The sequence below is a fragment of the Streptomyces katrae genome, from assembly GCF_000966975.1.
GTDB lineage: Bacteria > Actinomycetota > Actinomycetes > Streptomycetales > Streptomycetaceae > Streptomyces > Streptomyces katrae.
In genome coordinates, this window is the sequence record NZ_JZWV01001573.1 from 1 (window position 1) to 1,999 (window position 1,999).

General features: G+C 70.1%; 3 protein-coding genes and 1 pseudogene. 3 read left to right on the forward strand and 1 reads right to left on the reverse strand.

The genetic code is table 11. The features are described from left to right. A pseudogene (locus VR44_RS39285) lies at positions 1 to 234 on the forward strand (hypothetical protein); the annotation flags it as partial. Positions 235 to 249: 15 nt separating this feature from the next. On the opposite strand, the gene VR44_RS39290 reads toward VR44_RS39285, so the two are convergent. Continuing rightward, positions 250 to 483: a hypothetical protein gene (locus tag VR44_RS39290; RefSeq protein WP_045952483.1), complete on the reverse strand. Its 234-nt coding sequence runs from the start codon at positions 481 to 483 to the stop codon at positions 250 to 252. A gap of 117 nt (positions 484 to 600) precedes the next feature. Here VR44_RS39290 and VR44_RS39295 point away from each other — a divergent pair, with 117 nt between their 5' ends. After that, complete coding sequence (locus VR44_RS39295) at positions 601 to 1,032, forward strand: MarR family winged helix-turn-helix transcriptional regulator (protein WP_045952484.1); 432 nt, start codon at positions 601 to 603, stop codon at positions 1,030 to 1,032. An 82-nt stretch (positions 1,033 to 1,114) separates the two neighbouring features. Beyond that, positions 1,115 to 1,999, forward strand: an 885-nt coding sequence (locus tag VR44_RS39300) for an MFS transporter (protein ID WP_483855152.1), incomplete at its 3' end; no start/stop codon positions are given.

Sequence of the window (1,999 nt, forward strand, 5' to 3'; positions counted from 1 at the left end):
ACCTTCACCAACACCGGCACCATCGCGGCCCGTTCCGGCACGGTCTCGTTCGCGACGCACGTCATCGGCGCCCTCGGCATCGACTGGGCCACGGTCACCACGACCCAGCCCCTGCCCGCCCCCATCGCGGGGCTGACCTCCAGGACGCAGACCTACACGGTGTGCGTGGAGGCCTGGCGGGTGCCCCTCGGCATGCACGTCGAGACCCTCGGGGTCACCGCGACCTGGAGCTGAGCCGGCACCGGCACCTCAGTGGAGTACCACCCACAGCGCCGCCCCCAGCAGGAGCACCAGCGCCAGGACCAGGGCGATCCGGCCCCCGGACAGGGCACCCGACTCCTTGGGACGGCGGCGCGAGCCCGGCACGGTCGGCGTGCGGGCCTCCCGGTCCTCGCCCTCCGCCACGAACGCGCGGAACATCTGAGTGCTGCCGGCGGGGTCGTAGGACCCCTCGGGCTCGGGTGAGTTGTGCTGTGCGGACATGGCTGGACCCTAGCGGGTTTTCCCATTCCTTTACCGCCTCACCCCCGAAATTCATTTGCCTGTAGCAACCATACTCTTCTATGGTTGCCCTAAGCAACGAGATAGGGGGGCGGTCCGGTGGCCACGCACACGGCTCAGAACACCCGGTACGAGGAGCTGGCCCGCCAGCTCACCGGCATCGGCGCGGTCAAACGCGACCTGGCCCGCAGCCTGCCCCCGCACTGCCCGCCCGGCGCCGCCGCCGTCCTCACCCTGCTCGACCGGCACGGCGAGATGCGGCTCAGCCGGCTCACCGAGTACATGGCCGTCGACATCTCGGTCAGCAGCCGGCACGTGGCCCACGTGGCGCAGCGCGGCTGGATCGACCGGGAGACCGACCCCGGCGACGGCCGCTGCCGGATCCTGCGCCTGACCGACGAGGGCCGCGCCGTGCTCACCGAGCTCGGCGCCCGCTACACGGACGCGCTGGAGAAGGCCCTGGCCGACTGGTCGGCCGAGGACATCGACGCACTCAACACCCTGCTGGCCCGACTCCGATCGAGCTTCTAGGCAAAGGAAACACATGGCTACGACCACACCCGAGGGTGTGCGGGGAGGCGGCCGGTCGGAGACCACGTCCGACGGCGCGCCCATGACCCACTCCCAGATCATGAAGGCGCTGTCCGGGCTCATGCTCGGCATGTTCGTGGCGATCCTGTCCTCCACGATCGTCTCCAACGCCCTGCCCCAGATCATCAGCGACCTCGGCGGCACCCAGTCCTCCTACACCTGGGTCGTCACCGCCGCCCTGCTGTCGATGACGGCCGCGACCCCGCTGTGGGGCAAGCTGTCCGACCTCTTCAGCAAGAAGCTGCTCGTCCAGATATCCCTGGTGGTCTACGTCCTCGGCTCCGTGGTCGCGGGCCTGTCCCAGAACACCGGCATGCTCATCGCCTGCCGCGTCGTCCAGGGCATCGGCGTCGGCGGTCTCTCCGCCCTCGCCCAGATCGTGATGGCCGCGATGATCTCCCCGCGCGAGCGCGGGCGCTACAGCGGCTACCTCGGCGCGGTCTTCGCCGTCGCCACCGTCGGCGGCCCGCTGCTCGGCGGCGTCATCACCGACACCTCGTGGCTCGGCTGGCGCTGGTGCTTCTACGTCGGCGTGCCCTTCGCGGTCATCGCCCTGATCGTCCTCCAGCGCACCCTGCACCTCCCGGTCGTCCGCCGGGACGTGAAGGTCGACTGGCTGGGCGCCTTCCTGATCAGCGGCGCCGTCTCGCTGCTGCTGATCTGGGTCACCCAGGCCGGCGACTCGTACGACTGGATCTCCTGGACCACCCTGGCCATGACCGGCGGCGCCGTCGCGCTCGGCCTGCTCTTCCTGCTGGTGGAGTCCCGCGCGAGCGACCCGATCATCCCGCTGCGCCTCTTCCGCAACAAGACCATCAGCCTGGCCTCCGCCGCCTCGCTCTTCGTCGGCGTCGCGATGTTCTCCGGCACGGTCTTCTTCAGCCAGTACTTCCAGCTGGCGCGCGGC

Excerpts from the sequence above, each read along its gene's own strand:
- VR44_RS39290 (WP_045952483.1), bottom strand. The coding sequence starts at position 483 with ATGTCCGCACAGCACAACTCACCCGAGCCCGAGGGGTCCTACGACCCC.